At 45.3% G+C, this 25880-nt stretch carries 21 protein-coding genes; 6 read left to right on the top strand and 15 right to left on the bottom strand.

Annotated features, from left to right (window positions below; all coding sequences use genetic code 11):
• The first annotated feature begins 143 nt into the window (after positions 1-143).
• Positions 144-1496 carry an Nramp family divalent metal transporter gene (locus KOE27_RS02975; RefSeq protein ID WP_215237362.1) on the top strand — a complete coding sequence of 451 codons (1353 nt, stop codon included), beginning with the start codon at positions 144-146 and terminating at the stop codon, positions 1494-1496.
• A 91-nt stretch (positions 1497-1587) separates the two neighbouring features.
• Positions 1588-3537: a KUP/HAK/KT family potassium transporter gene (locus KOE27_RS02970; RefSeq protein WP_215237361.1), complete on the top strand. Its 1950-nt coding sequence runs from the start codon at positions 1588-1590 to the stop codon at positions 3535-3537.
• Positions 3538-3618: 81 nt separating this feature from the next.
• Here the strand turns inward: KOE27_RS02970 and KOE27_RS02965 are convergent, their stop codons facing one another.
• The 14 genes from KOE27_RS02965 to atpA all read right to left on the bottom strand — a co-directional run bounded on the left by KOE27_RS02965 (position 3619) and on the right by atpA (position 17804).
• The gene (locus KOE27_RS02965) at positions 3619-4140 is read right to left on the bottom strand and encodes a phosphoribosyltransferase family protein (protein ID WP_215237360.1); all 522 of its coding nucleotides are present in this window, start codon (positions 4138-4140) and stop codon (positions 3619-3621) included.
• Positions 4141-4237: 97 nt separating this feature from the next.
• On the bottom strand, positions 4238-4945 hold the full coding sequence (locus tag KOE27_RS02960; protein ID WP_215237359.1) for a glutamine amidotransferase-related protein: 708 nt from the start codon (positions 4943-4945) through the stop codon (positions 4238-4240).
• A 111-nt stretch (positions 4946-5056) separates the two neighbouring features.
• On the bottom strand, positions 5057-6448 hold the full coding sequence (locus KOE27_RS02955) for an aldehyde dehydrogenase family protein (protein WP_215237358.1): 1392 nt from the start codon (positions 6446-6448) through the stop codon (positions 5057-5059).
• Between the two features lie 64 nt (positions 6449-6512).
• Entirely contained in the window at positions 6513-7286 is a 774-nt protein-coding gene (locus KOE27_RS02950; RefSeq protein ID WP_215237357.1) for a glucose 1-dehydrogenase, read from the bottom strand.
• A gap of 251 nt (positions 7287-7537) precedes the next feature.
• Positions 7538-8899 (bottom strand): glutamine synthetase family protein, encoded by a 1362-nt coding sequence (locus KOE27_RS02945; protein WP_215237356.1) that lies wholly within the window; start codon positions 8897-8899, stop codon positions 7538-7540.
• A 31-nt stretch (positions 8900-8930) separates the two neighbouring features.
• Entirely contained in the window at positions 8931-9554 is a 624-nt protein-coding gene (locus tag KOE27_RS02940) for a DUF4230 domain-containing protein (RefSeq protein WP_215237355.1), read from the bottom strand.
• Positions 9551-10567 carry a bile acid:sodium symporter family protein gene (locus KOE27_RS02935; protein ID WP_215237354.1) on the bottom strand — a complete coding sequence of 339 codons (1017 nt, stop codon included), beginning with the start codon at positions 10565-10567 and terminating at the stop codon, positions 9551-9553. The genes KOE27_RS02940 and KOE27_RS02935 overlap by 4 nt, the downstream gene beginning before the upstream one ends.
• A gap of 333 nt (positions 10568-10900) precedes the next feature.
• Entirely contained in the window at positions 10901-11110 is a 210-nt protein-coding gene (locus tag KOE27_RS02930) for a hypothetical protein (RefSeq protein WP_215237353.1), read from the bottom strand.
• Positions 11111-11560: 450 nt separating this feature from the next.
• Entirely contained in the window at positions 11561-12427 is an 867-nt protein-coding gene (galU, locus tag KOE27_RS02925) for a UTP--glucose-1-phosphate uridylyltransferase GalU (protein ID WP_215237352.1), read from the bottom strand.
• 138 nt (positions 12428-12565) lie between these two features.
• Positions 12566-13561 (bottom strand): mevalonate kinase family protein, encoded by a 996-nt coding sequence (locus tag KOE27_RS02920; RefSeq protein ID WP_215237351.1) that lies wholly within the window; start codon positions 13559-13561, stop codon positions 12566-12568.
• Positions 13562-13736: 175 nt separating this feature from the next.
• Complete coding sequence (locus KOE27_RS02915) at positions 13737-14267, bottom strand: YceI family protein (RefSeq protein ID WP_215237350.1); 531 nt, start codon at positions 14265-14267, stop codon at positions 13737-13739.
• 135 nt (positions 14268-14402) lie between these two features.
• Positions 14403-15128 carry an outer membrane lipoprotein-sorting protein gene (locus KOE27_RS02910; RefSeq protein WP_215237349.1) on the bottom strand — a complete coding sequence of 242 codons (726 nt, stop codon included), beginning with the start codon at positions 15126-15128 and terminating at the stop codon, positions 14403-14405.
• Positions 15129-15273: 145 nt separating this feature from the next.
• The gene (gene atpG, locus KOE27_RS02905) at positions 15274-16161 is read right to left on the bottom strand and encodes an ATP synthase F1 subunit gamma (protein WP_215237348.1); all 888 of its coding nucleotides are present in this window, start codon (positions 16159-16161) and stop codon (positions 15274-15276) included.
• A gap of 68 nt (positions 16162-16229) precedes the next feature.
• Entirely contained in the window at positions 16230-17804 is a 1575-nt protein-coding gene (atpA, locus tag KOE27_RS02900; RefSeq protein WP_215237347.1) for a F0F1 ATP synthase subunit alpha, read from the bottom strand.
• A 287-nt stretch (positions 17805-18091) separates the two neighbouring features.
• Here atpA and KOE27_RS02895 point away from each other — a divergent pair, with 287 nt between their 5' ends.
• Together KOE27_RS02895 and KOE27_RS02890 are read left to right on the top strand one after the other, a co-directional pair.
• Positions 18092-18850 (top strand): FKBP-type peptidyl-prolyl cis-trans isomerase, encoded by a 759-nt coding sequence (locus KOE27_RS02895; RefSeq protein ID WP_229252609.1) that lies wholly within the window; start codon positions 18092-18094, stop codon positions 18848-18850.
• Between the two features lie 213 nt (positions 18851-19063).
• Entirely contained in the window at positions 19064-21184 is a 2121-nt protein-coding gene (locus KOE27_RS02890) for a carboxy terminal-processing peptidase (RefSeq protein ID WP_215237346.1), read from the top strand.
• Between the two features lie 103 nt (positions 21185-21287).
• Here the strand turns inward: KOE27_RS02890 and KOE27_RS02885 are convergent, their stop codons facing one another.
• Positions 21288-23054, bottom strand: coding sequence for an ABC transporter ATP-binding protein (locus tag KOE27_RS02885; protein ID WP_215237345.1), 1767 nt, complete (start codon positions 23052-23054; stop codon positions 21288-21290).
• A 346-nt stretch (positions 23055-23400) separates the two neighbouring features.
• Here KOE27_RS02885 and KOE27_RS02880 point away from each other — a divergent pair, with 346 nt between their 5' ends.
• Together KOE27_RS02880 and KOE27_RS02875 are read left to right on the top strand one after the other, a co-directional pair.
• Positions 23401-24315: a helix-turn-helix domain-containing protein gene (locus tag KOE27_RS02880; protein ID WP_215237344.1), complete on the top strand. Its 915-nt coding sequence runs from the start codon at positions 23401-23403 to the stop codon at positions 24313-24315.
• Positions 24316-24472: 157 nt separating this feature from the next.
• A complete protein-coding gene (locus KOE27_RS02875) occupies positions 24473-25861 on the top strand; it encodes a glycoside hydrolase family 88 protein (protein ID WP_215237343.1) in 1389 nt (462 codons plus the stop codon).
• Positions 25862-25880: the final 19 nt, after the last annotated feature.

The raw sequence follows: 25880 nt of genomic DNA, 5'->3' as shown, positions 1-25880 counted from the left end.
ATCCAGGCATTCTGTATTAAATGGCAAAAATACAATTTACTATTTGGAATTAAAAAAATTTAGACAAACCTAAAAATATATTTAAACATTTATATATCTTTGTTTTCAATAAACCGAATTGTTTTCTTAAAGACATTTCTGAAATGTTGGACAAGCCAGTAATCAATAAATCATTGCCCATTAATACAAAAGACAGGCCCACACAGTTATTGTCTCTTCCGGAGGTTCACTCTACGATTGAGGTACCTGAGGGTGCCGGTTTCTGGAAAAAAATGATGGCTTTCACCGGCCCTGGCTTAATGGTGGCTGTTGGTTACATTGACCCCGGGAACTGGGCTACCGATATAGAAGGCGGTTCACGTTTTGGCTATACCCTGCTGTCGGTCATCCTTATCTCCAACCTTTTTGCCATGCTGCTGCAGCATCTGGCCCTGAAGCTGGGAATTGCTACCGGCCGGGACCTTGCACAAGCCTGCCGCGATTATTACTCGCGACCGGTATCTCTGGTATTATGGGTATTGTCAGAAATTGCAATAGCCGCTACGGACCTAGCGGAAGTGATCGGCTCGGCCATTGCCCTCAACCTGCTGTTTGGCTTGCCATTACCGGCCGGCGTGGTATTTACAGCGTTTGATGTGCTCATTGTCCTTTATTTTCAGCAGAAAGGTTTCCGGATCATCGAAAGTATTGTAGCGGGCCTTATGGGAACAATCCTCTTGTGCTTTCTGTACGAAATGATCGTGGCCCAGCCTTCCATAGCCGCAATGGCCAGCGGGCTTCTGCCCCGGAAGGAAATTGTTTCCAATCCGGGCATGTTGTATATAGCAATCGGTATCCTGGGGGCAACGGTGATGCCTCATAACCTGTACCTGCATTCCAGTATCGTACAAACCAGGGCTTTCAAACGGGATGAAACAGGAAAAAGAAGCGCCATTAAATTTGCGACCATCGACTCCACCGTTTCACTTGCCATTGCTTTTTTTATAAACGGATCCATACTGGTACTGGCAGCTACCGCTTTTCATAAGAATGGGCATTTCGAAATTGCTGACATCACGGACGCGTATCACCTGCTTGATCCGGTGCTTGGGGTAAGCCTGGCCAGCATTTTTTTCGCTCTGGCACTACTTGCCTCGGGCCAAAGCTCCACCCTGACCGGTACGCTGGCCGGACAGATTGTGATGGAAGGTTTTCTGAATATCCGGCTTAAGCCTTGGCTTCGCAGGCTCATTACCCGGGGTATTGCCATTTTACCGGCGTTGATTGTTTCCTACCTGTTCGGTGAAAAGGGCACGGCCGACCTGCTGGTACTAAGCCAGGTGGTCCTTTCTCTTCAGCTGAGTTTTGCTGTTGTACCCTTGGTATTTTTTACTTCCAAGAGGTCATTGATGGGTAGCTTTGCAAACTCCCGGGCCATCACTTTTTTTAGCTGGCTGGTTTCTCTGATCATCATTGGCCTGAACGGCTACCTGTTATTTAATACCTTGTTCAGATAAGTCCTCAGGATTAACAAATTAAATTTTACGGTTTCAACTACTTACTTTGCTAACGGTTTCCTAACTTTCGCCGTTTTTCTAAAATAAGTAGATGGAATCCAAGCATAATTTAGATAAGATTTCCGCAGCCGGTGTGCTAGTTGCATTCGGTATCATATACGGGGACATTGGTACTTCACCCCTTTATGTAATGCAGGCGATCATTCTGCGTGAAAAAATTACGGAAGAAATAATTTACGGATCAATCTCCTGCATATTCTGGACGCTCACTTTACAAACTACCATAAAATACGTAATCCTGATTCTCAGAGCCGATAACCGCGGGGAAGGAGGGATTTTCGCACTTTATGCGCTTGTGCGGAAACATGCCAAATGGCTTACGGTTCCGGCAGTGATCGGGGGAAGTACCCTGCTGGCTGACGGCATCATTACCCCTCCCATTTCCGTTTCCTCCGCAGTGGAAGGGTTACAGCTCATTTACCCCAATATCCAGACGATCCCGATTGTGATCGGGATATTGACGCTGATTTTTATCATCCAGGCTTTTGGCACAAAAGTGGTTGGCCGTGCCTTTGGGCCTATTATGGTTACCTGGTTCGTCATGCTTGGGGTTCTGGGGCTTTTTCAGATTGTGGAGCATCCAGAAATCCTAAAGGCTTTTAACCCAAAGTATGGCTTTGATCTGCTGACAAAGCACAAAGAAGGTTTCTGGATGCTGGGAGCCGTATTTCTTTGTACAACAGGAGCAGAGGCATTATATTCAGATCTGGGGCACTGCGGACGAGAGAACATCCGGATCAGCTGGATTTTTGTCAAGATATGTCTCTTATTGAATTATTTCGGACAGGGAGCCTGGCTTCTTTCAGAAATGGGCAATGTGCTCGACTCCCGCAAACCGTTTTATGAAATAATGCCCGAATGGTGGCTTCTACCAGGTGTTGTGATAGCCACTCTGGCTGCTATCATCGCAAGCCAGGCCGTTATCACCGGCTCATTTACGCTGATATCCGAGGCCATCCGCCTCAACTTCTGGCCCAAAGTCAGGCTTGTTTATCCGAGCGACCAGAAGGGCCAGCTTTATGTACCCAGTATCAACTGGTTATTATGGTTAGGTTGTTCTGGCGTAGTGTTATATTTCGGACAGTCGTCCAATATGGAGGCTGCATATGGTCTTGCCATCACCCTCACAATGATCATGACCACGATACTCTTTTCTTATTATCTCTATATGAAAAGGGTCAATCTATGGATCGTGATCGGTTTCATGCTGTTGTATCTGTTTATAGAGGGGATGTTCTTGGGAGCGAACCTGCTCAAATTCACGCATGGGGGCTGGTTTACCATTTTGGTAGGGGCCTTGGTTGCAGGCCTTATGAGTATCTGGCTAAGAGCATTTTATATCAAGCTCCGACTGACGGAGTACACCAAGCTGGAAAAATACCTGCCCGCCCTGCATGAACTGAGCCGGGATATTAGCATCCCGAAGTATTCCACTCACCTTGTTTTTATGACCAACGCGTCCAGGCCGTCTGAAATAGAAACCAAAGTGATTTATTCTATTTTTCAGAAAAGGCCCAAACGGGCTGATGTGTACTGGTTTATCCACGTGGATACGACGGACGATCCTTATACCATGGAGTACAAGGTACTTTCCGATGAAGATAATAACGACAACGTGATCAAGATCAATTTCCGGCTGGGATTCCGTATTGAGCAGCGCATCAATTTGTTTTTCAGAAAAGTGGTTGAAGATATGGTGATGAATAAAGAAGTTGATATCACCAGCCGGTATGAATCGCTGAACCGTCAGAATATCACGGGTGATTTCCGTTTTGTGGTACTCGAACGCTTTCTGTCATTTGAAAACGATCTGCCGCTGGTGGAGCAGCTCGTAATGAAAACATACTTCTTTGTAAAGGATTTCACCACACCGGAAGACAAATGGTTTGGCCTCGACAGCAGCTCCGTAAAAATTGAGAAAGTACCGCTGATCATCCGTCCGGTGGAAAATATAAAACTGAAAAGGGTTTACAGTAATTAATCCTGCCCTGAAAAGGCTAACAAAAAAACTCCGGAGCGATCCATCCCGGAGTTTTTTTGTTAGCCTCAGAATTGCCTTTCGCTAGGTAAGATAAACCCCTTCCGTGGCCGGATTGCTTAATACCACCTCCACGTGCTCACTGATAGTCGTGCTCAAAGAGTACCCCACATAATCTGCATGCACAGGAAAGAGATGATGGCTTCGGTCTACAATCACTGCAACCTGTACCTTTTTCATCCTTACCTTCAGAAAAGGTTCCAATGCAAATGCCAGCGTACGTCCGGTATTCAGTACATCATCCGTCACCACCACTACCTGATTTTCAACATCAATACCATCGTTATCAAATAGTATGGGACTTTGAAAGTGAATATTTTTATCAAATTTTAGCTCTATCAGCTTGACTTTCAATGGGGATATATCAGCTAGCTCTGTGGCCAGCCTCCGGGCAAAGGTATACCCTTCTCCCGCAATGCCCGCCAGGATAACCCCCTCCTCCTGGAAATTCTGCTCGTATATTTCAAACGCGATACGCCGAATTTTTTGTCCTGTCTGAATGGAGGTAAGTATCTGGCGTCCGGATATATTTCCGTTTGTACTCATAAATGTTAATCTGTGTTAATCTCAAATCGAAATTAAGCAATCCCGCCCATTTCCGGTAATGATTTACAAATTGTTAAAGATGAGTGTATGATTTATTTCAGGACAGGGACGCAACAAAATTCTTAATCCAGTTAGCAAAGGTCAGTTCATGGGTAGGGAGTTCGAGGCTCGCTACTCCCAAATTTACCTTTGTCTGACCTATCCGCTCCACCCGTAATTCCATCAATGCTTTGTCGTAATCTTTGGGAAATTCAGGATGTGCCTGTATTCCCAGCATTCGTTCGCCCACCCGGAACATAGCATGGGGGCAGTCCTGGCTTTGTGCCAGAAGCTGGCTGTTTTCGGGTAAGGTGAGCACCTGATCCTGGCACATCATCAGCAAATTAAACGAATTCCGGAACGGTAACATCCAGCTTTCCATTTTAAGTACTTCAAAAGTATGAACGCCAACGCACCAACCTTTTTCTGACTTGTTCACTTTCCCGCCCAGTGCCTCGCCAAGCATCTGATGACCAAAACAAATACCGATGTAAATCTTACCGGCCAGGGAAATTTGCCTCACCAGCTGTTTCAGTTCTTGTATCCACGGTTCGTCGTCGTAAACCGAAAAACGCGAACCTGTGCAGATATACACATCACAGTCGTTCACCGATGCCGGAAAATCTCCATTGCAGACATCGTAAAATCTGAATTGCCAGTGCGGAGCAACCTGCAGAAACAAAGCCGGAAACATCTGGCGATAGTCTCCGGCAATGTCCAGGAATTCTTCCCTGACATGGTCACACTCCAAAAGCCCGATTTTCATACGCAGCCAGTGTTAAGTTAAATCTAATTGGGTACCTTGACTTGTATTTCATTTTATGAAAGTCGGAGAAAATCCTCTGCCTACTTTGAACTTCTACCCTGTCAACGAATACTAGCTGTTTATTTTCAAGTGGTAGGATTTGGGCCGGGTCAGGGCTTCGTATCCCACTTTGGAAAGCGTACAACCCCGGCCTGAATTTTTCACGCCCGTCCAGGCAAGCTCGGGATCCAGGTAGTCACAGCGGTTCATAAACCAGGTACCGGTTTCCACCTGTTCTCCAATTGCCAGTGCAGCATCCACGTCGCTGGTCCATATCGAAGCCGTAAGGCCATACTGGCTGTCGTTCATCAGCCGAACAGCCTCCTGGTCATCCTTCACAGGCATAATACCTACAACGGGGGCAAATGTTTCCTCCGTCATGATATCCATGGAATGATCCACACCTACCAAAACCTGTGGTGCCAGATACGGCGTGCCTGGCTGATTGGCCGGAAAAAGATCCGGGTCTATCAGGGCTTTGGCTCCGCTATTCACTGCCTCATCTATCTGTTTTTGTGCAAAGGTAGCAGCGGCTGTCCTTACCATCGGCCCTAAGGTAGTATCTTCTTTCAAAGGATCACCCAGCGTGTAGGTTTTGGTGAGTTCTACAAATCCGGCAACAAATTTATCATACACATCCTGGTGGACATAAATACGCTCTATACCGCAGCATGATTGTCCCGAATTAAAAAAAGAACCGTCTACCAGATTTTCGATGGCGTCTGAAAGGTTGGCATCGGGACGTACATACGCAGGATCCTTACCTCCCAGCTCCAGACCTCCGACAATAAACCTCTCATTAATCGCTTTCTGTACTGCATGCCCTCCTTCCACCGAACCCGTGAAGGCTACATAGTCCACCCGTGCATCACCGATCACGTTGGCTACTTGTCCATGGCTCAGGTGGAGGTATTGAAAAACACCTTCGGGCAAGCCTGCATATTCAAAAGCAGCGGCATAACGTTCTGCGCATAACGGCGTCTGTTGTGCATGCTTGAGTATCACCGTGTTTCCTGCCATGATGGATGGGATAACAGAATTCACCGAGGTGAGGTAGGGATAATTCCAGGGGGCTACCACAAAAACAACTCCTAGCGGATCACGTCGAATGAAACGTTTAAAACCTGGCATTTCCGCTACCTGCACATCTGCAAGGGCTGTTCCGGCAATGGAAATCATGTAGTTGGCCCTGTCTTTAAAGCCTTTCCGGATTTCATTGGCAGTATATCTGATCGGGCGTCCCATCTGCCAGGTAAGTTCCAGGCCTATTTCGTCAGCGTTGTTGAGAAAGTACTCCACAGCCTTCCTGCAAAAACGTTCTCTTTCTGCCAGACTGGTTTGCTTCCATTCCTTTTGTGCCGCAACCGCTTTTGCGAGTGCCGTTTCCACAGCCGCATCACTTGCAAGTTCCCTTTCGACATACACAGAGCCGTCAATAGGGCTTATTGTTTTTTGTATAGACATCTTGAAAAATGAGGGGGAAGAGGAAGGCCTGAAAGGTACCTTTCTCTTCCCTTTCCTCCGTTAATTAAAGTGGTGTAACATAAGCGGATGTAATACCTCCATCCACAAGGAAATCGGTACCGGTAACATAGGACGACTCGTCCGATGCCAGGAACAACGCGGCATAGGCCATTTCCTTAGCCTCACCAAAACGTCCCATAGGAATGTGTACCAAACGCCGCTGTTTCTTTTCTTCTGTATTTAAAAATTTCATAAGCAATTCGGTACGCAGCGGGCCAGGGCATAGGGCATTTACCCGTATGCCTTCACGTGCATGGATAACGGCAAGCTCGCGCGTCAAGGCCAGCACAGCACCCTTACTGGCTGTGTAGGCCACCTGCGGAGTAGCCGCGCCCAGAATGGCAACAAATGATGCCGTATTGATGATAGAACCGCCACCTGCACGTTTCAAAGCCGGAATAGCGTATTTACAACCGAGGAAAACACCTTTGGCGTTGATATTCATGGTAAGGTCCCAGATGGCCTCCTCAGTAGTTACGGCGTTGTCGTCATCACTGTGCATGATACCTGCATTGTTGAAAACGATGTTCAGCTTACCGAATTTCTCCTCTGTAAAAACAACCATTGCCTCACAGTCAGCGGCTTTGGAAACATCGGCATGAACAAAAAAAGCTTCACCGCCTGCCGCAGTAATAAGATCTGCTGTTTCCTGTCCAGCGGTATCATTTACATCCGTGACAACTATTTTGGCTCCTTCTTTCGCAAACAAAAGAGCAGTTTCCCGGCCTATTCCGCCACTACCACCCGTGATCAGGGCTACTTTATTTTCTAAACGCATTTTCGATTGGTGTTAACGTATATATATTTTATTTCAAGTTTAATCAAAAAAGCCGACAGATATACCCTGTCTGACGAAACATCAAATTTCTTCAAAAAATCCTGATATTCTCATTTAAATATCACAAGTATTAAGACCTATTCCACAGGGCTAAAATAGTGCTACCCAAATGGTCCAACCAGAACTCATAGCCTGGCCGGCCACATATTTTTTACAGGCCTCGTTTCAGGATTTATCCAATTAACCGGCCCTTAAATTCTTTCAAAGTATCGCTTTCTTTCCCAGTCTGTTACCGTTTTGTCATAGGCACTTTGTTCTGTTCTGAAAAAGTGAGCATAATGGGCAACTACCTCTGGCCCGAAGGTTTGTTTGGCAAATTCACTGTTTTCAAACATTGTGGTGGCCTCAGCCAGGGTATAAGGGACCCTTGGCAAATGAGCGGCCGCATAAATATCACCGACAAAGATTTCAGGCGGCTCAATTTTATTTTCAATCCCGGCCAGCCCTGACGCCAGTGATGCCGCAAAAGCAAGATAGGGATTACAGTCTGCACCCGGAATCCGGCATTCGATACGTAAACTCGGGCCGCTGCCCACCACACGGAATCCGGCGGTACGGTTATCATAACTCCAGGCCAGCCTGGTGGGCGCCCACGACCCGTCCACAAATCGTTTATACGAATTGACAGTCGGTGCATAGAAGGGCATTACATCGGGTACATATTTAATCCATCCGCCCAGAAACCATCTGAAAAGGTCAGAGCCTTTTACGGGTCCAAATTGCTGATCTCCGGCAAAGGCATTTTTTCCGTCTTTCCATAAGCTCATATGGATATGACTGCTGGATCCGGCCTGGTCGGTAGCAAACTTCGCCATAAAAGTAACCGACAGCCCCATTGCATCGGCCACTTCTTTCATACACTGTTTGTAGATGATATGGTTGTCGGCCATGGGCAGTACTTCCGAGTACCTTACATTCAGCTCATGCTGGCCCAGCCCCCATTCTCCCTTAGAAGTTTCCACGGGTATCCCCGATTTTTTCAGATGCCTGCGTACTACCGAGGTAAACTTCTCATTTCGGGTACCTTGCAGAATATGATAATCTTCCAGATAATAACCAGCCGGGGTAAGATCCTGGTAATTTTTCTGGAAAGCTTCCTTGTAACTGTTTTCAAGCAGGTAATATTCAAGTTCAGAAGCAGCAAAACATTTCAACCCGTCTTTGTCGATCACTTCCAGCTGTTTCTTCAGAATGGAACGCGGAGCAACACTCTCCAGCACGTGGGTTTTATCATTATGCAGATCACACATCACAATGGCCGTTTTTTCCAGCCAGTCGGCAAGGCGTAGTGTTTCCAGGTCAGGAACCATGTGGAAATCGCCGTACCCCAGCTCCCAGCTTGCGTAGGAATAACCCGGCACAGGTTCCATTTCCATATCCGTTGTGAGCAGATAATCACAGCCGTGTGTTCCGCCTCTGGCAACACTATCCAGAAAATACTCTGCATCCACCCGCTTGCCCATCATCCTTCCATAGTGATCCGTAAAAGCAACTACAACTGTTTCGAGCAAATCCTCTGTTACCAGTTGTTCAAATTTTTCAAGGGTAAGCATAGCCTGTTTTTTTAAGGACTCGGTGTCAGATTTATCTTAATTTATCAATTTTGGTATTCATCGGAAATTTCAGCAATACTTTTTTACCCGAAGCTTTTTCAAGCAGTGGTGTGAGAATTTTTCTTGCATTCTCTCTGGTCTGGTCTAAAATTCCCATATCCAACGCCGACTTCTGTATCTGCTTTTCAGCTTGCCGGTAGGCGTCCTCCACCAATTTGGCTTCTTCCAGGAACGCATACTCCGTATTATAAACTTTTGATTTGCTATGGTCAATTTTAAATACGCACAACTCAGGGTCGGGCAGGTTAACCACCAGCATTTCCTGTTCAGTAGTAATATCGGCAATCACTACTTTGGTCAGGTCTACACAACCTATCGCTTCTCCCTGAACAATCAGCACCGCTTTGGCATTGGGCAGCCATGTTTTCACAACCTCCTGTTCCACCACATCCTTAAAATTGTACTTCACAAGTTCCAGCTTACCCATTGCCGTTATCTCCTGCAGGACAACCGTATGCACGGTTTCTGTCTCCTCTTTCCCCGTGAGCCAGGCAGGAAACCAGCTACCCGACCTGAAATTATCAAACATACTGCGAATTCCCATGATCAGGACAATCAGTACGACCAAACGCAGTAACCAAGAAATCAGTCTCATACAAAGCGGGCGTTACGTTTATTTTGCATTTCAATTTTTGCAGCCATACGCTGAGCGATTATACTTGCAACGATAAGCTGCAACGCATGGTATACCATAATGGGCAATAACATAACACCGGCCTGCGGGCCTGCAAACAATACCTTTGACATGACCGCTCCCTGCACCAACGATTTTTTCGAACCGCAGAAAACCGCTGTGATTTCATCCTCATGACTGAACCGCAATAATCGGCTGATGAAAGTCAGCAGGAAATAAATAGCGAAAAACATGGCCAGCATTCCTAGCCCTAAAAACAGGATATCTTTTAAATCAAAACTACGAAATAAATGCTCTCCAAATGACTCACAAAATGAGGTATATACGATCAGTAAAATGGAAGACTGATCCAGATACCGGATATACTTTTTGTTCTTCTCCGCCCAGTTACCCCACCGGCTGTTCAGGAACATTCCCGCCGCAACCGGAAGTAATACTTGCAAAGACAACTTTCCGACTACTGAGAGCAGATCATTATTGCCTGAGGAATTTTCCAGTACCAGGCTCATCCAGAAAGGTGTAAGAAAAACGCCTAAAAGACTGGATATACTGGCATTGAATATGGCCGCCGGCACATTACCCCGGGCAATGGATACCATTACCACAGAAGAAGATACGGTGGACGGCAAAGCTGTTAAAAAGAAGATAGCCAGCCAGAGGGTCCGGGCGTCGGTACTGTGAAACAGCGGGCGAAATACAAAAGCCAGTACTGGAAACAACACAAACGTGGACAAATGCACCATGGCATGCAGTTTCCAGTTGCTGAGGCCTGCACTTAACTTCTCCCGGTTCAGCCTTAAACCATAGAAAAAGAAGATAACGGAAACACCGTAAGTCGATATTTCGGAAAGAGGTACCGGACTGGATTTCATTCCCGGAGAAGGCCATAAATACGCCAGTACGATCATCCCTAGCAAAGCAAGAAGAAAGCCGTCAAGCCCTGCCTTTTTAGCTGTAGAAAATATACCGGCCATTTTTTAGTTTGTTTCCTGGTGGCTAAGTTAAGGCAATCTGATTGAAAATGGCACGCTTTGGGAAGTTTATCACCTACAAAAGCTAAGATCCTTTTCATCCAAAATCCTGACCACGGGGAAGGCACAAGCCGTTTGGCAGATGGGCTGAAATATTTTCTTGTTTTAATTAAGAATTTCTAAGTGATTATGCAAAACAATACCAGCAGCAACGAAGTATTGGAAAAACGGACTGGCAGGTGTTATGAAGGGAAGCGGCAAAAATTAAGGCAATTATATACCAATTTACACTAAGCAGACAAAAAGTAAGGCCAGTTGAGCAACTGGCCCTTTTGATTAACCACTAATAATTGTAAAATCTTTGATTTGATATTGATCAACTTGATCAAATTGATACACTGTTCCTGAAAGCTGCATTCCGTCTTTTAAGACAACACAATCTGATATGACTTTGCCCATTATCACCTGCTCTGAATCTTTCAAACAAAAGGCAACACTTACTTCTTCCTTAGGCCAATCTTCTATTGAATAAACTTTTGTCCACATTGTTTTTCTGTTTAAATTGAATAATGTGAGCAAGGTAAAAGCCAAATAAACCAATTCCTATTATTTTATAAATTATTTATTATCAATAGTTTAACTCTAAAAATACTATATTTTGCTCTCCATCTTATTATATGTTTGATCGAATTCTCTACAATGATTTTCGTGTAGATCCTACTTGTCTTTCTTTGGCGGCGGCACAGATAATACACCTTTCAAGGTTTTATTAAAATTCACTCGAACCAGGCGCTTGAATCCGTTTAGGTTTGTTTGGACGTTTAAATATGGAACGAAAACTTAAAATTTTCGACCATTTATAGTCTTAGTGCTAATTGGTATATCACTGCAAAAATTAATGATTTGCGGACCACCAATATGGATGGCAAACTAAGCAGATTAATAAACAGGGCCGTATGCAATGGCAAAAATCCATGGCATACGGCCCTTTCAATATTAGTTTTCTTCCAATATCCTAACCAAAAATTTACGGAAAGGCTCGGCAAATTCTTTCCTTTTCAAGGCAAATTCTACCGTGGTTTTCAGATAGTCGAGCTTATCTCCTATGTCATGGCGTTTGCCCTCTATATGATGTGCAAAAATATTTTCGCGTTTCAAAAGCAACAAAAGGGAATCGGTCAGCTGAATTTCATTGTTTTTCCCCTTCGGCGTTTGCTCGATGGCAGAAAAAATCTCAGGACTGAGTACGTACCTCCCCGCGATGGCCAGATTAGAAGGCGCCATGTCAATGGCAGGTTTTTCAATCAGGGTAGTAAGTTCTAAAATTTTATCACTCAGCGCATTGCCGCCTACTATACCATACCTATTCACCTTATTGGCCGGTACCTGTTCCACAGCTATTACCGAACCTCCATACTGCTCATAGGTATCCATTAACTGCTGTGTAACAGGGATCACCGAATCCATGATGGTATCTCCCAGTAAAACTGCAAAAGGTTCATTACCAACATGATGTCGGGCGTAGTATATGGCGTCACCCAAACCATTGGCTTCTTTCTGACGAACAAAATGCACGTTGGCCATATCAGCCAGCCTCCGCATTTCATTGAACCACAGCAGATCTTCTTTTTCCTCCAAACGGCTTTCAAGCTCCACATTCCGGTCAAAATGATCTTCAATGGCACGTTTTCCTTTACCTGAAATGATCAGGATATCCTCAATTCCAGAGTCCACCGCCTCCTGTACCACATACTGAATGGTAGGAATATCAATGATCGGCAGCATCTCTTTGGGCATTGACTTGGTTGCAGGCAAAAACCGGGTTCCGAGTCCGGCTGCTGGTATTACGGCTTTACGAATCATAAGTATAGGTTTTGGCTTTTAGCAGTTAGCCATTAGCACGAAACTGGATGAATTCTTTAACTATATGTGAATTTTTATATTATCAAATGCCTGTTCGCGGACGTTTGCTAATGGCCAATCGCCAACAGTTGAAACCACTTAAACCACAAATGGCTTGATAACCCTCGCATTGAATTTTTTAAGCTGTACAAATAACTGATTCAGCATGTCATCATCATGATAGATACCAATGATCGTCCCTCCTGAGCCGGCAAATTTTGCTGATGCACCGCAGGCCCGCGCAGCGTTTATCAGCTTTTTGTTGGAATCCGGCACATTATATATTTTACACCGGAGATCAAAGTTTTCGTTCATCAACTGGTGCAGGTCATGAGGCCGCCCCTCCAGTAATGCCTGGTGACCCTGCCTGGCTTTATCGGCAATTTGCCCCAGTACATCAATAACCTCTTCTTCCCCCCGGTCATATCTGGTCCGGACGTCACTGTGTACTTTCCCCGAAACTTTACTCAAATTAGTATTGTAGGCCACATACAGCTTGGGGAGCAGCGCCGGGTCTATTCGTTCATATTTCCCATAGCCCTGTTTCTGGATCAGATTTTTATCAAAATCCATATAAACGCATCCTTCATAACACTGGATCACCCGGTCCTGAAGGCCAGCCGTAATTCCAAGTTCCTCGGTCTCGGTAACCATCACCAGTTGCGGCAGAATTTCCAGCGGAATTTCAACTTTATAAAACTGCATCAGCGCCCTGAAAAGGGCTACCACTATGGCACTGGAACCTGACATACCCACCTGCCTTGGGATGGAAGACCGGTAACGGACCGTAAAATTCCTGTTGTGCAGCTTGATGTTATGCTCCTCACAGTAATCTCCAAACTTTTTGATACCCGCTTTGATGAGCGGAATGCCTCCATTATAACCCAACATACTTACGGAATCCCGCAAGTGGTAAATGCTCCGGAACGTGCTGCCATCCTGTGGTTCAGGTTCAATATGCAATTCAGGAGATTCATAAAGGGAAATAGAAGCACCGAAATTTCTAACTGAAATGGAAATGGTCTTTCCAAAAAAGCCGTCAGAAGGATTGCCCAAAAGCCCGGCCCGGGCATAGGCTCGTGTTTCAATGATCAAGGTAAAGTTCTTTTTTCGTCAAAAGTAATAACATAAAGACGATACCCTTCATTTTCTCCCCGAAATTGAAAAAGAATAGTTGACGGTTATAAAATAAGAATTCACAGCCAGCACAGAAATTATTCCGTACCCACTGTGAATCATTATCATCCTAACGGTTAAGCTGTCTCTTCCGTTATTGCTTAACGACCTGAACGTTAGCAATCAGTTTCACCTCATCACCTACTACCACGCCACCTGCTTCGGTTACAGCGCTCCATTCCAGACCGAATTCCTTACGGTTGATTTTACCCGACAGCTCGAAACCCGATTTGTTGTTGCCGTAAAAGTCCGTCATGTTACCACCATATTCTGCTTTTAGTTCGAATGGTTTGGTAATGTTTTTCACGGTAAGATCTCCCTTCAATGAAAAAGTATCATCACCGGTTTTAACCAAAATTCCTGTAAAGGTTAGTTTAGGATAGTTCTCGGCATCAAAAAAATCAGCTGATTTCAGGTGTCCGTCGCGTTGTTCCATGTTAGTATCAATACTTGCAGTATCCGCTGAAAAACTTACTGTTGCGCCGTCAAAATCTTCAGATTCGGTTTCAACCGATCCTTCAAAAGACTTAAATGAACCTGTTACAGTTGAAATTACAAGGTGTTTTACCTTAAACTGTACTTCTGAATGCGTTGGGTCAATTACCCATGTTGTTTTAGTAGCCATTGTATTTTATATTTTTAAGTGTATTTACATTTAATGTATATACATGTATTAGTTTCAAAGAGTTCCTTTACACGAAAAAAATCTCAACTTTTTTTGCTGAGATTTTTTTCGTTCTGAAACAAGTACTTCCGACACTCACTTTGGCATCTGGAATATGCTTTCATCAATCTTGGAATTGACCTCCACCGACTTGATTTTCGCCAGCATGGTTGCCCCCGGCATCATAGAATTTTTCACCTCCGAGGTAAAAGCAAAGGTGATACCATCTATCTGTTTAAAATTCGACTGTACATTTTCAGTGGTAATTTCCTGCCCGCCCATGTTGCCCGCAGACACTATCTTGAGAATATAAAAAGTATCTTTTGAAATGTAGTTGATACGTTTGATCCCTCCTTTCACCGTCATGGATACCTTGTAAACCTTTGCTCCCTGCACTTCGTCTTCACCTTCCAGGGTCAGGACATATCCTTTTTGCTTATAGTTATACAAACCGGTGAGATCTGTTTCGGCCGACAAAGCCTTCACTGCTTCTTCGGGTAAAGCAACGGCTTTGGTATCTCCGCTCATGGGGTTCATGGCCCATCCGGTATTACCATTCACCGATTGTATGATTGTCATTCCCTGCACGGTGGTCTCGCTCCGGAAACCCTTGTCCTGAACGATGGTGGTGGTTACCGGCACCTGCATATTCATTACCTCCATGTCTGCAGCTATCCTGACACTTTTGAGCTGGGCCAGCTTTGCTGCACCTCCCATAGCATCCACATGTTTGTTCACAATTTCGTCAACTGTCTGCGCCGCTACCGCACCGCCTGACAGTAATAATGCTATAACTGCCTTGAAAATGAATCTGCTGTTCATAAAAGTGTACCGGGTATAATGATGTAAGAACCGGAAAGATAAAGCTAATATTGTTTCGAATACAACAAACCGAAAAATCTACCACAGATACGGCACAAAAAAAGCGGCCAGTTTCCTGTCCGCTTTTTTGCAATCTTACAGATCTCTATGAATTTTTGAGCGCTTCCGCACCACCCACAATTTCGAGGATCTCCGTTGTGATGGCCGCCTGCCGCGTCCGGTTGTAAATCAGTTTCAGCTCTTTCAGAAGTTCCTGTGCATTCTCAGTTGCTTTGTCCATGGCGGTCATCCTTGCACCCTGTTCAGATGCATTTGATTCCAGAACAGCGCGGTAGAGCTGGATTTTGAGCGATTTTGGTATCAGCTCAGCCATAATCTCTTCTTCCGTCGGCTCGAAAATATAATTTACCTCCGTTTTTTTACTTTTCTTGCTTGTATCTTCAGACACGATCGGCAGATAAGGATCTGTGTGGATGATCTGTGTTGCAACGTTTTTAAATTCGTTAAAAACAAGGTCCACCACATCATACTGCCCTTCTGCAAAGGCTGTCATAATCTGCTCAGCAGCACTTTTTACAGTCACAAAATTCAGTCTGCTAAAAGTATCTACAAAGGCAGTATTCACTTTGTAGCCTTTCCGGGTAAATGACTCCGCTCCTTTTTTACCGATCGCAAATATTTCCACGTTACCTTTTGCAGCCTGTACAGCATATTTTTCTTCAATGAGCAGCAGTGTTGCTTTCACAACATTGGTGTTAAATGCCCCACACAACCCACGGTCGGAAGTTACAACAACAATCAGTATTTTTTCCGCAGCACGTACTGCTTTCAGAGGTGTTTCCACCGAACTTTCCGAACCTGCAGATACTGTTGAAAGCATTTCATTAAGCTTCTGCGCGTAGGGGCGCATCTGCAGAATATTATCCTGTGCCCTGCGAAGCTTTGCCGCCGCAACCATTTTCATGGCCTTGGTAATCTGCTGTGTAGAGTTGACCGATACGATCCGGTTACGTACTTCTTTTAAGCTTGCCATTTTTGGTAAGTTAAAAGTTATACTTTATCCGATATCACCCGAATAAAGTATAACACTATTTAATATGCTTAATATTTAGCAGCTACTTCTTTGGCTACTTTTTCCAGAACATCGGTAATGCTGTTATCCAGTTTTCCTGCACGGAGTCCCGCCAGCGCATCGCTGTATTGTGAACCCAGTACGTTCAGGAAGTCCTTTTCAAACGCTTTCACCTGCGTCACGTCCACCTTATCCAATAAGCCTTTTGTAGAAGCATATACCATTGCTACCTGATTTTCAACAGATACCGGCGCATACTGTGGTTGTTTCAAAACTTCCTGGTTGCGACGTCCCCTGTCAATAGCCAGCTTGGTGGCTGCATCCAGATCCGATCCGAATTTAGCAAAGGCTTCAAGTTCACGGAACTGCGCCTGATCCAGCTTTAAGGTACCTGATACCTTTTTCATTGACTTGATCTGCGCATTACCTCCCACACGGGATACCGAAATACCCACGTTAATAGCAGGACGGATACCTGAGTTGAACAAGTTTGATTCAAGGAATATCTGACCGTCCGTAATAGAAATTACGTTGGTTGGGATATAAGCAGAAACGTCACCTGCCTGTGTTTCAATAATGGGAAGAGCCGTAAGGGAACCGCCACCTTTCACCTTGCCTACGAGTGAAGGCGGAAGGTCATTCATGGTTTCAGCGATTGTATCATCTGCGATGATCTTCGCTGCACGCTCCAGCAAACGGCTGTGCAGGTAAAATACGTCTCCAGGATATGCTTCACGTCCCGGAGGGCGGCGAAGCAGCAAAGATACCTCACGGTATGCCACGGCTTGTTTAGAAAGGTCATCATAAACCACCAATGCCGGACGGCCCGTATCTCTGAAATATTCCCCAATGGCAGCACCCGTAAAAGGAGCATAAAACTGCATAGGTGAAGGATCCGAAGCACCGGCTGCCACGATCACCGTGTAATCCATTGCTCCGTAGCGGCGAAGGGTTGCTTCAATACCTTTTATGGTAGAAGCTTTCTGTCCGCAGGCAACGTAAATACAGAATACGGGTTCACCTTTGTCATAATATTCTTTCTGATTGATGATTGTATCAATCGCAACGGCTGTTTTACCTGTCTGGCGGTCACCGATGATCAACTCACGCTGGCCACGCCCGATAGGGATCATCGCGTCAATTGCTTTGATACCTGTCTGAAGAGGTTCCGTAACCGGCTGCCGGTAAATTACCCCCGGCGCTTTTCGCTCGATAGGCATTTCAAAAAGCTCTCCCTGAAGAGGACCGTTGCCATCAATCGGTTCAGCAAGCGTATTCACAACACGGCCGATAATCCCTTCTCCAACTTTTACCGAAGCGATTTCTTTTGTACGTTTTACTGTTGCTCCTTCGCTAATATCGCTGGAATCACCCAGCAAAACAGCTCCGACATTATCTTCTTCAAGGTTTAGTGCAAGCGCTTTGAGGCCGTTTTCAAAAACAAGCAGCTCACCCGCCTGCACCTGAGAAAGGCCATAAATACGGGCCACACCGTCACCGATCTGAAGCACTGTTCCAACTTCTTCGAGTTCTGCCTCAGATTTAGCGCCTGCCAGTTGTTCGCGCAGGATTGCCGAAACTTCGTCCGGTCTAACAGATACCATAGTATAATTGACTAATTTAGAGTATAGTAGTAAGATTTTGAAATCAGCCGCAAAGGTAGGGTTTTATTTCTTGAAAATAAATATTAATCCATCAAAACATTGTGGATAAAAATTAGACTTTTCCAAGGGTGCCATCGCTACAGGCTTTTATACCGGAAAATGGCCGTTTACCAATCGTTTGTAAGGTTTTTAAAACTTTTTTAGGTAGTAATTGTGTTTTTGTTGTAATTGTATTCGTTTACCAATCTTAATAATTCAAAATTACTTACAGACCGTTTTAAACCAGAATGTACAAATTAAAGAAAACGAGTATTGCCGCCATCCTCCTGATTTCGATAGCAGCCTCCCAGAGTTTCGCTCAAACCGCAAAAAAAACAAAAGCACCCGCGGCGCCGGTAAAAAAAACAGCGGCAGTTCCTGCAAAAGCGGCATCCGCACCGAATGTACTCAAAAATAAAATGGATTCTTTATCCGCAGCAATTGGTGTGAGCTTTTCAAATTCACTAAGCTCCCAGGGAATCGATAATATCAATGCCGATGTACTGACGCAAACCGTTAAGGCGGCCTTGAAAGGTGAGAAAACAGCCTTCGGACCTGAAGAGGCCAATAAGTTCATAGGAGAATATTTTCAAAAGATGATGGAAGAAAAAGGAGCGACCGTAAGAATTGAAGGTGAAAAGTTTTTGGAAGAAAACAAGAAGAAAGAGGGTGTCGTAACCACAGAAAGCGGCTTGCAGTATCAGGTGATCAAAATGGGCGAAGGTCCAAAGCCTGCTGCCACGGATAAAGTGAAGACTCACTACCATGGCACGCTGACCAATGGAACGATTTTTGACAGCTCCGTACAGAGAGGCGAACCCGTTGAATTTCCTGTCAATGGTGTAATCAAAGGATGGACAGAAGCACTTCAGCTAATGCCCGTAGGGTCCAAATGGAAACTATTCATTCCTTACCAGCTGGCATACGGCGAACGTGCCGCCGGCCCCCAGATCCCGGGATACTCCGCGCTGGTGTTTGAAGTGGAATTACTCGAGATAGTTAAATAAATTAGGTGACGATTCGATTTGTGGGGACGACTATCAATCGGAATACAAAAATTTCCGGTTAAGAAATTGAGATCATACGTTATCTTCAGGCAATGATCCACTTGAGAAAGCCGGAACATTTCAGGGATACTAAATGATTTAAATGTTGTTATACTCGTTGCAAGTTATATTGTGGAGTCGCACTGCTGACCTTTTAAATTTAATTTAAGACAGATGAAAAAGTATCTGATAACGCTCATTCCTGTGGTACTGCTTGGTTGGCAGCGCGGCCCTGTTCAGGAAAATCGTGTATTGATTCCCACAGAATCTTCTCTGCAGGACGACATTAAACCGGTTGCCGCCCAGCACAGAGCAGAGGAGCTCACCACACGTATCTTATCTAATTATCATTACAGAAAAATAAAACTGAACGACTCCCTGTCGTCAGCTATCTTTGACCGGTATATCGACGGCATTGACCATAGCCGCTTATATTACCTGGCGTCCGATCTGGAAGACTTTGAAAAATACCGTCTTTCATTTGATGACTATCTTCAGAACAAAGAGCTGGCTGTACCTTTTGATATCTACAATGTTTTCAGAAAACGATACAAAGAACGTAGCGAGTATATACAGGCGCTGCTGAAAGAACCTGCTCCTTTTGATTTTTCTGTTGACGAGTCCATCAATACCGACCGCGAAAAAGCGCCCTGGGCCAAAAGCACCGATGAACTCAATGATACCTGGAGAAAGTACCTGAAAAGTGAAGCGCTGGATCTGAAACTTTCAGGCAAAGCAGATACGTCAGTCGTAACCACTTTGCGCGATCGTTACAAAAACAGAGACCGTGCACTGGGCCGCATCCGTACGGAGCAGGTATTCCAGATGTTTATGAATGCTTATGCCGAATCACTGGATCCGCACACGAGTTACATGGCTCCTACTTCGGCTGACCGTTTCAAACAGGAAATGAGCCAGTCGCTGGAAGGTATCGGTGCGCTTTTGAGAGAGGAAGACAACTATATCAAAATTGTGGAGGTTATTCCGGGAGGACCGGCTTTCAAAGGGAAACAGCTTAAAAAAGAAGACAAGATACTGGCAGTAGCACAGGGTGATGAAGGCAAAATGGTGGATATTGTCGGCTGGTTTGTAGACGACGCCGTGAAACTCATCAAAGGCCCTAAAGGAACTGTGGTACGCCTTCAGATCCTGTCAGCCGATGCTTTACCGGGAACTCCGCCGAAAGAATACCGTCTGGTTCGTGAAAAAATAAAACTCGAAGAACAACGTGCCAAGAAAGAAGTGGTTTCGGTAAGTGCTTCCAACAAAACCTACAAAGTTGGGGTAATTGATATTCCTTTGTTCTACCGGGACTTTGAGGGTGCACAGCAAAAGGAAAAGGAATTCTCCAGCACTACCCGCGATGTACAGAAACTGATCACCGAATTGCAGCAGGAAAATGTAGATGGTATTGTGATTGACCTCCGCAACAACGGCGGCGGCTCGCTAACCGAAGCCGTTTCCCTTACCGGCCTTTTTATCAACAAAGGACCTGTGGTGCAAGTGAAGGAAGGCCAAACGGGCGACATAGAAGTACAGCCTGACACCGATCCAGCCATAGCCTACAACGGCCCTATGGCAGTAATGGTGAACCGGTTTAGCGCATCGGCCTCTGAAATTTTCGCGGCGGCTATTCAGGATTATAAAAGAGGTATTATTGTAGGGGAACAGACCTACGGTAAAGGAACCGTGCAAACTCTGATAGATCTGAACCAGTGGGTCCCCAAAGAGACGGATCAGCTGGGCCAGGTGAAACTGACCGTAGCCAAATTCTACCGCATCAATGGTAGCAGCACGCAACTTAAAGGTGTGACGCCCGACCTTGACCTGCCAACCGCATTTAAAACAAACGAGTATGGCGAGGGTTCGCAGGCCAGCGCATTACCGTGGGATCAGATTGCTACCGCGCGTTTTGAGTCTACCAACATGATCACAGATAAAATTCTGGGTCAGCTCAAAGACAAATACAAACATCGCCTGAATACGGACGAAGAGCTGAAAACCTTGGTAAAAACGCTTGATGAATTCAAAAAAGCCCGGGAGAACAAAATTGTTTCTCTACAGGAAGCCAAACGAAAAGTGGAGCGTGATGAAGCCGAGAAAAAACGGCTTGCCATGAAACAGCTTGGGGAAGACTCTGAAGATGAAGAGGACACCCTGGATGGCAAGGCAGTTGAAGCACCCAAGTCGGACAAAAAGAAAAAAGATATTTACCTGACTGAAACCGGCCGGATGTTAGTTGACCTCATTCAGCTTTCCAAAGAGCCTAGCCTTGCTGGAGCGAAAAAGAAGTAGATCCTAACCGTTAGGTTTACAAAACAAAAGGCAATGCGGATTTCGCATTGCCTTTTGTTTTGTAAAGGGTATCTGAAAAATCGGGCTTAGGTTTCCAGCATTCCTAAACTTTCAACACCTCTTTATATTGCATTTGATACAACCGGGCATAGAATCCCTGTTGCTCTAGTAATTGTTCATGGGTCCCCTCTTCCATGATCAGCCCTTTATCCACCACAATGATTTTGTTGGCTTCTTGTATGGTAGAAAGCCTGTGGGCAATCACAATGGCCGTTCTGCCTTTCATTAGTTTCTCAATTGCTTTCTGAATAAGTTCTTCCGTTTCGCTATCTACGGATGAGGTCGCCTCGTCCAGTACAATGATTTTGGGTTCATGCACCATCGCCCTCACAAACGATATCAGCTGCCGCTGCCCCACCGACAACGTTGCCCCACGTTCCATCACATTGTAGGTATATCCCCCAGGCAAACGCTCAATAAAATCATGAACGCCGACAAGCTTGGCTGCCTCCACTATTTTATCGTGCGTGATGGTATCATCCCCCAGGCGGATGTTATTTTCAATGGTATCGGAAAACAGAAAAACATCCTGTAAAACCACTCCGATGTGTTTTCGTAAAGCACTCAGTTCGTAATCGTGCACCTCTACTCCATCTATAAGTATCTGCCCTCGGTTGATGTCGTAAAACCGGCTTAACAGGTTGATAATCGATGACTTCCCTGCTCCCGTAGCACCTACAAAAGCGATGGTTTTCCCTTCTTCCACCTTAAAAGTGATATCTTTCAGCACATATTCCTCCTCATTATAGGCAAACCACACGTTCCGGAATTCCACATTTCCCCTGATTGTAGCCGGTGCAAACGTACCTTCGTTGGTTGTAAATTCATCACTGTCCAGCAGTTTGAGTATTCTGTCGGTACTTACAATACCCATTTGCAGGGTATTAAACCTGTCGGCCAGCTGCCGGATCGGCCTGAAAAATAGATTGATAAACATGACAAAAGCAGTAACGGTACCGAAAGAAACTTCGGCGTCCAGCATCTGCTTGCTTCCGTACCAGACCACAAGGCCAGTTCCGGCTGCTGCGATCACATCTGCAACCGGGTAATACACAGAATAGTAAAGTATGGAACGGATGTTGGCGTCACGGTGTACCCGGTTAATCTCCTGAAACTTACGATACTCGGTATCTTCACTGCTGAATATCTGCACAATACTCATTCCCGTGATATGTTCCTGTACGAAGGAGTTGAGATTGGAAACGGCCGCTCTTACCTCGTTGAAAGAATCCTTGATTTTTTCCTTGAAAACATAGGTACAGAATAACATCAGGGGAATCATGGAAAGGCTGATCACCGACAGCTTCCAGTCGGTATAGAACATGACACCGATGATCAGCACCAGCTGTAGTATATCTCCAGCAATGGCTGCCATACCGTCACTGAAAACGTTGGAGAGCGTTTCAACATCCGAGATGGTGCGCGTCACCAGCCGTCCGATGGGTGTATTGTCAAAGAATTTCAACCTGAGGCCAATTATCTTCTCGTACAGCTGCACGCGGATATCCCGGATGATATGCTGCCCCAACCAGCCCGACATGTAGGTATTGCAGAACTGGACAACACCCTGCATCATGATGACCACAATCATCATCACCAGCATGACCGTCAGCTGCTGGTAATCGCCTCCTGCAATGGGGGTATCAATGGTATATTTGATCAGGAGCGGCGTAAGCGGAGCCAGAATCGCGTTCAGGAAAATGATAAAGATGAGTAAATAAAACTGCTTCTGGTAAGGATGAACGAACGTATAAAGACGCCTCAGGGTTGGAAGATCAAATATTTTACCACTTTTAGTTTCCTGATTCACAGTGCAACAGACTTAAGATTTGTAATGATTCCTTCTTTGACGCGGGATTTCACATTCCGCCCGCAGTATCCTGAACTAACATTGAAAAGGTAAAATTTATCACCAAACAGGTAACAATTCTTTTTTACCCAACCTCCAAAATTAAACGTAAATCAGCAGGTAAAAATGATATTTCGGAATATCTGTCCATTTCCCGTGATTAGCCCTGGCTTTTCGGGGAGAATATTACGTACGGCAGCCCGGGCTTCTCTGTCTTTTTTTCACTCCCGAGCAGGATAATGGTAGTTTTTCTCATTTCCCTACTTATTAAAAAGTATACAATATTCAAACAGCAAACCCCTGCAGCATGTCGGGCAATATACCGGTTCATACACTTCCAAAATCCCAGTATATCATACCGGCATTAAAAATTTATCGTTTCAAAAATAGCCTGGGAATCCAGAAAGAATCGCCTGTTACGCTACCTATCACACCCTTGCCTACCGACGAGCCGCATAGGCACACCTATTACGAAATCCTTTTCATAGAGGAAGGGCAGGGATTTCATGAAATAGATTTCCACTCGGTGCCCATTCAGGGTCCGGGCCTGCATTTTCTCACACCAGGGCAGGTGCACCTGCTGCATTTTAATACTCATTGTCAGGGCTTTATAGTTGCATTTTCCGAAGAATTCTATTCGTTTTATAACCCTGCGGCTCCGTCGCTGACCAAGTTCACGTTTTTTCAACCCGCTAAACGACAGTCCGTAATTCCCCTATCGGAAACTGAAAGGCACTATTTCCATAATATCATGGAAAACATGGTCACCGAACACCTCGCCGCAGATACCGACCCGTCGCTGATTGGCAAATACCTTGGGATACTTTTGCAAAAATGCGGAATGATCAGGCAGTTACGCCCACTTCAAGACACTACGGTCACAGGAAGCGTTCCGGAACTCGTGGGAAGGTTCCAGGAACTGGTCGAAAAAAACTTCCTGCAATGGCACGAGGTACAGCAATATGCACAGCAGCTTTCGGTTTCTCCGGATTATCTGAGCAAAATTGTGCGGAAATACCTGGCTATTTCTTCGCAGGAATATATTCTTGACAAACTTTTACTGGAGGCAAAACGACTGCTGGTTTTTACGCAGCTCAGCAGCAAAGAGATTGCCTATCACATTCAAATGGATGATCCCTCCTACTTCGGCAGGATCTTCAAAAAGAAATGCGGACTCACACCCAATGAATACCGTGAACTTGTTCGGAAAAGTACCATTTAATACCTAAAATGTACCTTGCCCTTCGGTTTTCTGGCAAATATCTTTGTATTGTACAAAAATAACAAGACTTAATAATACCATACTTTCCTTTCAGATGTTCAATTAAAAAAGGCATTGGTACTTTGAGGACTTAAATTTCTGATCAAAACAATACTTTATGAAAATCCGTACTGATCTGACTGCTGCTGGTCTCCAATCAAAAATCGACAGGTTATGGCAACTTTCTGCCGAAAAGATTGACCTCATTAACAAGGAATACGATAATACCAAAGGTACCCCTGTTTTCACTGTCAAAGGGAAATATACCCTCAGAGGCTGGACCGAATGGACACAAGGGTTTCAATACGGAGCTGAGGTTTTACAATACGACGCCACCAACGATGCCAGCTTCCTGGCAAGTGCTAAAAAAAATACCGTGAATAACATGGCGTCGCACGTAAGCCATTTCGGAGTACATGACCATGGTTTTAACAACGTGAGCACCTATGGTAATCTTCTGCGTCTGATGAACGAGGGCAGGATTCCTGAAAACGAGTGGGAAAGAAATTTTTATGAAGTAGCTTTGAAAATATCAGGCGCCGTACAGGCTAACCGCTGGACCTCCGTGAAGGATGGCCAGGGATTTATCCACTCGTTCAATGGCAGGCATTCATTGTTTGTGGATACGATCCGCTCGGTACGTGCCCTGATGGTATCCCATTTACTGGGGCATAACTACATGGGTGAGAACGACCTGAAAACCAGTTTGCTCGAAAGAGGCACCTTACATTCCCTTGCCACTGCAAAATATTCAGTCTATTACGGAGAAGGCCGTGACAGCTATGACCTTTGGGGTAGAACCGCCCACGAAAGTGTATTTAATACCAATGACGGCAATTACCGTTGCCCTAATTCCCAGCAGGGATTTTCGGGCTTCACCACGTGGACCCGCGGACTTGCCTGGGCCATGGTTGGCTTTGCCGAACAGCTGGAAACCTTACCTCATTTCTCTGACGAAGAGTTAGCCCCGCTTGGCGGCAGAACGGTATTGGAAGAGATATATCTGAAAGCAGCCAAAGCAACCTGTGATTTTTACATCGAAAACACTGCGACGGACGGAATACCTCACTGGGATACCGGTGCGCCGCATATGCACAAACTGGGGGACTATACTTCGCGCACCTCCGACCCCTATAATGACTTTGAACCGATTGACAGTTCAGCAGCGGCCATCGGCGCGCAAGGGTTGCTCCGGTTGGGAAAATATCTTTCCGACAAAAACGAAACGGTAGCAGGAAACAGGTATTGGCAGGCAGGGCTTACCGCTGTTGATTCTCTCTTCGAAGAGCCCTATCTCTCCACCGACCCCAGCCACCAGGGGCTGATACTCCACAGTATTTACCACCGTCCGAATGGATGGGATCATATTCCTGATGGCCATAAAATCCCCAATGGCGAGTCCAGCATGTGGGGCGACTATCATGCACGGGAAGTTGCTTTGTACCTGCACCGGATCAACAAAAACCTGCCTTACTATTCCTACCTGGGAAGCGTAAAGGGAGCTTGATTTTAACCAGGTACCCGTT

This window comes from Dyadobacter sp. CECT 9275 (assembly GCF_907164905.1).
Taxonomy (GTDB): Bacteria; Bacteroidota; Bacteroidia; order Cytophagales; family Spirosomataceae; genus Dyadobacter; species Dyadobacter helix.
The sequence above is the reverse complement of the archived record's forward strand: the minus strand, read 5'-3'. Positions and strand labels throughout refer to the sequence as shown.